Raw genomic sequence first — 7,565 nt, 5'->3', positions numbered from 1 at the left:
TCGACGCTGACGTAGGTGCGCTCGCGCTCCTCGCCGATCGTGACCTTCTTCACGGTCCCGACCTCGTAGAGGGTCACTCCGGCCTGCCCCACGATGACGCGGCCGGGTTCGCACGCGACATCGGGCATCGGGATGCCGCGCACCTCGCACTCGTCGGCGATCGCATCCACGATGCCGTCGGCGATCTCCTCGATGGGGCGCGGGTCGTCGACCGAGGTGTAGGAGATGCCGAAGCCGCCGCCGACGTTGAGGAGCGGGATCTCGCCGCCCGCGAGCAGGTCGGCGTGGAGGTCGACGAGGCGCGCCGCGGACTCGCGGAAGCCCGCGGAGTCGAAGATCTGCGAGCCGATGTGGGCGTGGAGCCCGACGAAGCGCAGGCTCGGCAGCTCGCGGATGCGGGCGACGGCGTCGGCGGCCCCCGCGAGCGAGAAGCCGAACTTCTGGTCCTCGTGGGCGGTCGCCAGGAACGCGTGCGTCTCGGCGTGGACGCCGGTGCGCACGCGCACGAGAACCGACTGCACGGCCCCGCGGCGATCCGCGATCGCGGCGAGACGCTCGATCTCGATGGGGCTGTCGACGACGACCGACCCGATGCCGACCTCGACCGCCCGCTCGAGCTCGGCGACGCTCTTGTTGTTGCCGTGGAAGCCGAGGCGGGCGGGGTCGGCACCGCCGGCGAGGGCGACCTCGAGTTCACCGCGCGTGCACACGTCGACAGCGAGACCCTCTTCGGTCACCCAGCGGACGACCTCGGTGGAGAGGAACGCCTTGCCCGCGTAGTACACGTGGGACCGGATGCCATGCCGCTCGGCCGCGGCCCCGAAGGCGTCGCGCGCGCGGCGGGCGTGGGCGCGGACCTCGTCCTCGTCGAGCACGTAGAGCGGGGTGCCGAAGCGGTCGCGCAGGTCGAACACGGACACCCCGGCGATCTCGACGGAGCCGTCGTCGACGCGGTGCGCGGAGGACGGCCAGACGGAGGCGACGAGCTCGTTCGCTTCGGCCGGGGCGGTGAGCCACTCGGGCACGAGCGCGGAGTGCGAGGCGGACACGGAGGAACCAATCGGGTTTTGCGGCGACGCGACGGCCGCGGATCACGGCTCCTGCCGTCGCGGTGCGTCACGCGACAGGCAGTCCTTGCAGTCTAGGGCACGGCATATGCCGCCCCCGTCCCACGCCCGGGCCGCAGCGTCCAGCGGATCCGCTCGGCTGGTGAAGCAGGGGGTGAACCACCCGGCCGGATCCCGTCTCGCGCCGAAAGGGCGGCGGTTGCCACACCCCACGACCCCTACCGTGAACCGGTGCCGAGCCCGTCCCCTTCCCCCGTTCTCGTCGTCGACGCTCTCGGCGTCCGCATCGGCATCGACCTTCGGGAGCTCGACGACGCGGACCGGAATGCGGTGCGCGCGGCATGGACGGGCGCGCTCGCGGACGAGAACGCCGAGCCGCGCGTGACCGTGACACCCACGGCATCCCTCGGTCCCGGACCGATGCTCGCCGCCCTCTCGAGCGCCGTCACGCTCAGCGCGATACACGAACGCCGCGGCGAGCTGTGGATGCTGCACGCCGCCGGGGTCGCGGGGCACGACGGGGCGGTCGTCGTGCTCGTCGGCCCGTCGGGTGCCGGCAAGACGACCGCGATCCGCCTCCTCGCGGCCCGAGCCGGATACGTCTCGGACGAGACGATCGCCCTGGATGCCACCGGAGCGGTGCTGCCCTACCGGAAGCCGCTGTCGGTCATCACCGACGGCGTCGCGCACAAGGTGCAGCACTCCCCCGTCGACCTCGGCCTGGGTGAGCTGCCGACGGCACCCCTCCGGCTCGCGCGCATCGTTCTGCTCGACCGGCGCAGCGAACCGACGCCCGCACGCCTGCTGCCGGTGCCCACCTCGGAGGCGATCGCCGAGCTGGCCGGGCAGTCCAGCGCCCTCGCGCAGCTCCCCGGCGCGGTCCGCACGATGGCGGGCCTCATCGCGCAGACCGGCGGCGTCGTACGCGCCGAGTACGACGAGGCCGAGGATCTCGCGATGCTCGTCGGCGGCCTGCTCGACGCCGGGGCGCCCACGACGGTTCCCTCGGTCGTGACGCCCGCAGCGACCCGTCGTGCACCGGAGGACACCGCGGGGCCCCGCTACGAACGCACGGAGACTGTGGACTGGTCGCCGCTCCCCGACGGCACGCTCGCGGTGCTCACGGCGAACGCCGACGGGAGCGGCATCCTGCGTGTGCTCGCCGGCGTCGCGCCGGCGCTGTGGGAGGCCGCCGACGGCGTCTCCCGCGAGGCGCTGGTGGCCGACGTGGACGCGCGGTTCGACTGCCCGGATCCGGGTCTTGTGACCGACACCGCCCTCGCGGCACTCGTCGACGCGGGACTGCTCCGGGTGGCCGGCTGATCGCGTCAGCCGCAGGTGCCGTTCTGCTGCAGCGCCGGGTCGCTGAGAATGCGCCCGTCGATGTCGAGCGTCGCCACCACGTCCTGGCCCTGGACGCTCACCGCGTTCAGGGTGAGACCGGCCGGCAGCCGGTCGGCGATGCACAGGCTCCACGTCTGCAGTGCCGCGTCGGCCGCACCCCCGAGCTGACCGCGGAGGGTGTCGGCATCCACGCGGTTCCCGCCCAGCTCGAACGACGTCGGCGAGAGCGTGAGGTCGCCGTCCGACGCGCCGGGGGTGACGGAGATCCCCACCGGGATCGGGATGCCGAACACCGAGAACTGCGTCGACAGCGTCAGGTCGGGGGCGGCCGTGCCCACGGTGTCGGACGGGAAGTTCGGGATCTGCGACAGGAGCGCGCGCAGCTGGTCGGGGTCGAGGCGCACGGAGGCCGATCCCCCGGCCGCGGGAGCGTTGCCCGCCACGGGGACGTCCTGGAGGTCGACACGGACGTCGCCCGTCAGCGGTCCGAGCGAGACGTCGGGTGCAGAGACCGCCACCTGGTCGAGGCGCCCCGTCAGCAGCTGAGGCAGCACGAGACCCGGGACCTGGACGTCGACCTGCTGATCGGCGGGAAGCCCCACCTGCTGCACGACGAGCGAGCGCACCGTGTTCGCCACGGCAGAACGGGCGATCGCCTCGGCAGCCACGAGAAGCCCCGCGATCACGACGACGATGATGGCGACGATCGCGATCGTGCGTCCGGTCCGGCGTCGGGGACGCGTGGCATCCGTCATGGCTACATGCGCTCCGGGGCACTCACGCCGAGCAGCGCGAGGCCGTTGCGCAACACCTGACCGGTCGCGTCGTTGAGCCAGAGCCGCGTGCGGTGCACCGGCTCGACCGGGGCGTCGCCGAGCGGGATGACACGGCAGTTGTCGTACCAGCGGTGATACAGACCCGCGAGCTCCTCGAGGTAGCGGGCGACGCGGTGGGGCTCACGCACCTCCGCGGCGTAGGCGACGACCCGCGGGTACTCCTGTAGGGCGCCGAGGAGCGCGGACTCGGTCTCGTGATCGAGCAGCTCGGGGGCGAACTCCGACCGGTCGACGCCCGAATCGGCGGCATTGCGGGCGACGTTGTGGGTGCGCGCGTGGGCGTACTGCACGTAGAACACCGGGTTGTCGTTGGTGCGCTTCTGCAGGATCTCGGGGTCGAGCGTCAAAGGCGAGTCCGCGGGGTACCGCGCGAGCGAGTAGCGGAGCGCGTCGGTGCCGAGCCACTCCTGCAGGTCGTCGAGCTCGATGATGTTGCCCGCGCGCTTGGACAGTTTGGCGCCGTTGATCGACACGAGCTGACCGATCAGCACCTCGATGTCCTTCTCGGGGTCGTCACCAGCAGCACCGGCGAGCGCCTTCAGACGGTGCACGTACCCGTGGTGGTCGGCGCCGAGGAGGTAGATCTTGTGCGCGAAACCGCGGTCGCCCTTGTTGAGGTAGTACGCGGCATCCGCGGCGAAGTAGGTGTACTCGCCGTTCGAGCGGCGGATCACACGGTCTTTGTCGTCGCCGAAGTCGGTGGTGCGCACCCAGACGGCACCCTCGTCGTCGAAGACGTGGCCCTGCTCGCGCAGACGGTCGACGGCCTCGTCGACGAGGCTCGGCCGACCGTCGACGTGCGCGTGGAGCGTGCGCTCGGAGAACCAGACGTCGAAGTGGACGTTGAACCGTTCGAGGGAGGCCTGGATCTCACCCAGCTGGAATCCGTAGGCCAGTTCGGTCGCGACCGCGATCTGCTCGGCGCGGTCGAGCTCGCGGATGTCGGCGCGCGCGGCCGCCACCCGGTCGGCGAGGTCGGCGATGTACGCGCCGCCGTAACCGTCGTCGGGGGTGGGCTCGCCGTGGAGCGCCGCGACGACCGAGCGACCGAAGCGCTCCATCTGCGCACCGGCGTCGTTGATGTAGAACTCGCGGACGAGCGTGGCGCCGCTCGCGAGCAGCACGCGGGCGATCGCGTCACCGAGCGCCGCCCAGCGGGTGTGACCGATGTGGAGCGGACCCGTGGGATTCGCGCTGACGAACTCGAGGTTGATGGTGTTGCCGCGCTGGGAATCATTCCTCCCGAAAGCCGCACCCTGCTCGACGATGGTCTTCGCCAGGGCGCCGGCGGCAGCGGCATCCAGTCGGATGTTGATGAACCCAGGGCCGGCCACCTCGACGCTCGCGATGCCGTCGACGCTCTCGAGACCGGCGGCGATCTCGGCCGCGAACTCGCGCGGGTTCGCCCCGACCACCTTCGACAGTTTCAGCGCGGCGTTGGACGCCCAGTCGCCGTGGTCGCGGTTCTTCGGCCGCTCGAGCGGGAGGTCGACGGCAGTGAGCCCGGCGGACGACCCTTCGCGTCGCGCCTCGGCGAGCGGGGCGATGACGGCGAGCAGGGCGGCGGAGAGGGCTGCGGGATCCATAACCCTGCAATTCTAGGCGAGGCGCCCGCGGCCCCCGGCTCAGCCGATCTGCACCAGGGATTCATGGTCGTCAGTCACCACCGCGGTCCCTCCGGAGGGCGAGCGCTGACGTCTGTGCCGGCTGCCTTACGGTGACCCGATGACATTCCTCGCCGGCGACCGCATCTACGTCGATGAATCGAAAGCTCGGGGGTACTTCATCGTCGGAACAGGTGCATCGGCGGCGCACGTGCCCGCGTGCGAACGCGCGATTCGGACACTCGTCAAGCCTGGACAGCGTCGCATCCATTTCACCAACGAGAGCGACTCCCGGCGGCGCCACCTCTTGTCGTGCATGGCACGACTCGATGTGCGCTGTGCGGTCTGGATCGCGCAGGGCCTCCCCGACAAGGCGGCGCGTCCGTTGACCTTGAGCGCTCTGGTCGAAAGCGCCGCGCAGGCGGGAGCGACACGTCTCATTGTCGAGCGCGACGAATCCGTCGAGCGAGCCGACCGCCGGATCATCAGCGAGACCCTGCGTCGTTTGAATGCCTCTGTGCCGTTCGAGCATGCCGCGCCCCACGAACATCCACTCCTGTGGGTGAGCGATGCGGTCGCCTGGTGCTACTCACGCGGAGGCGAGTGGGCGCGACGGGCAGAGCCACTCGTCCAACACAGGGCTACCCACCTGTGAGAACACGTGAGCCTGGCTCGTCGTACCGTCCGGAAGACTGCCAGGCTCCGAGGGCTAGTGCCCGCCGTGGGCCCTAGCGTACTTCAGATACACCTCCCGTTGGCTGCTCGGACGGGTGATTTTCCGCGCAGGGAAGCGCTCAGCCGATCTGCACGAGGGATTCGTGGTCGTCGGGGGACATGGCATCCGGGGTCTCGTCCTCCAGGACCGCGTCGACGTACATCCGCTCGAGGCCGACGTACCCGCCGTGGTAGCTGAGGAAGGCGCAGTCGGCGGCGTCGCGACCCGTGGCGATGCGCACGAGCGAACGGCGGTCGGACAGCCGCGTCGCGTCGATGACGTACCAGGCGCCGTCGAGGTACGCCTCGGCGACGGCGTGGAAGTCCATGGGCTCGAGCCCCGGCGCGAAGCACGCGGCGTAGCGCGCGGGCATGTCCATGGCGCGCAGCAGCGCGATCACGACGTGCGCGTAGTCACGGCACACGCCCTGACCGGTCATCAGAGTCGTGACGGCGCTGTCGGTGCCGAGGCTGAGCCCCGGGGTGTACGTGACGCTGGATGCCACGAACGACGACACCGCGGCGATGAGCTCCGCCCCCGCGAGACCGCGGAACTGGCGGCGGGCCTGCGCGAACACCTCGTCCGACTGGCAGTAGCGGCTCGGGCGGAGGTAGGTGATCGTCTCCAGGTCGCTCGTGTGCACGGTCGGAGAGGCACCGGCGACCACGGCCTCGTAACGGACGGAGAGTGGGCCCTGCTCGCCGGAGAGACGGTGCAGACGGCTGCCGGACTGGTCCACGATCTCGGTCGGGGTGTACACGCGGTCGCCGCTGGAGAACGTCAGATGTTCGCTCGCCAGGGGCACCCCCTGGGCAGCGGTGATCTGGAAGATGAGGTCGACGGACGACCCCAGATCGAGGTCGAGTTCAGCGGTCACTCGGCGCGGCACCGGGCCATCCTCGCACGGCGGAAGGGGGCCGGGGCGCGCCTCGCTCATCCGTCCTTCTTACCCGGGCCACCGGGCCCGGTGGACTCGCCCTTGCCGCCCTTGCCACCGCCGCCCTTGCCCGGGTTTCCGGGGCCCTTGTCGTCGTTCTGCGGGGGCTGTTCCTGCTGCGACGGGCCGTCGTCGACGACGGTGTCCTGCGTCGGCTCGGGTGTGTCGGCGACCGTGGGCTCCGGGCTCGGGCTCGGGGCGAGCGATACGAGATCGGCACGGACGGTTGCGATGCGCGACAGGATCGCGGTGGCTTCGTCGGGAGAGATCGTCCCCGCGTCGCGTTGGGCGATGACATCCGCCTCGAGCTGGTCGAGCGTCGCCGACGCGGACGCGTAATCGCCGCCGGACGCCTGGCTCGCGAGCGTCTGCACCGTCCCCTGCCACGCCGTCGTCTCGGGCGCGGGCTGCGTGCAGCCGGCGAGCGCGACGACGACGGCGAGCGCCACAACGGGCACGCCGATCCACCGGCGCCTCACGGCCCGACCTCCTTCCAGAGGTCGTTCACGTGCTGGTCGAGGGGTGCGGGAAGCGAGGGCAGCCCCGGATCGGACGCCGCCGACGGGGCGTTGAGCGCGACAGCGGCGGTGATTCCCCCCGCAGCCAGCAGAACGGCGAGAACGGATGCCACGATCACGACGGTCCGGCGGTTCGGCCGCCGCGGCGCGTCGGGAACCGGGGCCAGGACGCGCGTGCGAGTGACGGCGTCGGACGGCGGGCCGTCGACGAGCGCCGCGGCGCCGAGGGGCGTCGGCGGCAGTGGCTCGCCGGGCAGGGCACGGAACTCCGCGCCGAGGGAGGCGGCATCCGGTCTCTCCGCCGGATCGATGGCGGTCATGCGCGTGAGAAGCGTCCGCCAGGGTCCGGGCAGGTGATCGGGGATCTCGGGCGGCGACACGAGTCGCGCGGCCAGCGCTTCGTGCGAATTCCGATCTCATTTCCTTTGGCTTCAGGATAGGTCGGGCAGCGTTGGGTCCTGGCCACGGGTGCGCATGATCGTGCTCCTGTCGTTGAGGACCCGGCTAGGCTGGCGGGGTTGCCTTACTGGTTAGCAGAATGAAT

8 protein-coding genes are annotated in these 7,565 nt (G+C 71.2%); 2 read left to right on the top strand and 6 right to left on the bottom strand.

The genetic code is table 11. The features are described from left to right. The coding region (locus tag I5G_RS12600) for an alanine racemase (RefSeq protein WP_022879379.1) at positions 1 to 1,049 on the bottom strand (1,049 nt) is incomplete at its 3' end. Between the two features lie 249 nt (positions 1,050 to 1,298). Between I5G_RS12600 and I5G_RS25900 the strand changes: the two genes are divergently transcribed. Next, entirely contained in the window at positions 1,299 to 2,390 is a 1,092-nt protein-coding gene (locus tag I5G_RS25900) for a hypothetical protein (protein ID WP_022879378.1), read from the top strand. 5 nt (positions 2,391 to 2,395) lie between these two features. Here the strand turns inward: I5G_RS25900 and I5G_RS12590 are convergent, their stop codons facing one another. Together I5G_RS12590 and I5G_RS12585 are read right to left on the bottom strand one after the other, a co-directional pair. Next, positions 2,396 to 3,166: a DUF2993 domain-containing protein gene (locus tag I5G_RS12590; protein WP_022879377.1), complete on the bottom strand. Its 771-nt coding sequence runs from the start codon at positions 3,164 to 3,166 to the stop codon at positions 2,396 to 2,398. A gap of 2 nt (positions 3,167 to 3,168) precedes the next feature. Then, positions 3,169 to 4,833, bottom strand: coding sequence for an arginine--tRNA ligase (locus I5G_RS12585; RefSeq protein ID WP_022879376.1), 1,665 nt, complete (start codon positions 4,831 to 4,833; stop codon positions 3,169 to 3,171). Between the two features lie 139 nt (positions 4,834 to 4,972). Between I5G_RS12585 and I5G_RS25400 the strand changes: the two genes are divergently transcribed. Continuing rightward, positions 4,973 to 5,506 (top strand): DUF3800 domain-containing protein, encoded by a 534-nt coding sequence (locus tag I5G_RS25400; RefSeq protein WP_148286491.1) that lies wholly within the window; start codon positions 4,973 to 4,975, stop codon positions 5,504 to 5,506. A 139-nt stretch (positions 5,507 to 5,645) separates the two neighbouring features. Here the strand turns inward: I5G_RS25400 and I5G_RS12580 are convergent, their stop codons facing one another. From I5G_RS12580 to I5G_RS25895, 3 genes are read right to left on the bottom strand one after another with little or no spacing between them, the layout of a single operon-like run. Then, positions 5,646 to 6,455 carry a transglutaminase family protein gene (locus I5G_RS12580; RefSeq protein WP_022879375.1) on the bottom strand — a complete coding sequence of 270 codons (810 nt, stop codon included), beginning with the start codon at positions 6,453 to 6,455 and terminating at the stop codon, positions 5,646 to 5,648. A 44-nt stretch (positions 6,456 to 6,499) separates the two neighbouring features. Beyond that, a complete protein-coding gene (locus tag I5G_RS12575; protein WP_148286490.1) occupies positions 6,500 to 6,982 on the bottom strand; it encodes a hypothetical protein in 483 nt (160 codons plus the stop codon). Then, a complete protein-coding gene (locus tag I5G_RS25895) occupies positions 6,979 to 7,341 on the bottom strand; it encodes a hypothetical protein (protein ID WP_187288839.1) in 363 nt (120 codons plus the stop codon). Before I5G_RS25895 ends, I5G_RS12575 begins: the two co-directional genes overlap by 4 nt. Positions 7,342 to 7,565 lie beyond the last annotated feature (224 nt).

This window comes from Microbacterium sp. B19 (genome assembly GCF_000333395.1).
Classification (GTDB): Bacteria; Actinomycetota; Actinomycetes; order Actinomycetales; family Microbacteriaceae; genus Microbacterium.
Note: the sequence above shows the minus strand (reverse complement) of the source record. Positions and strands in the feature narration are given on the sequence as shown.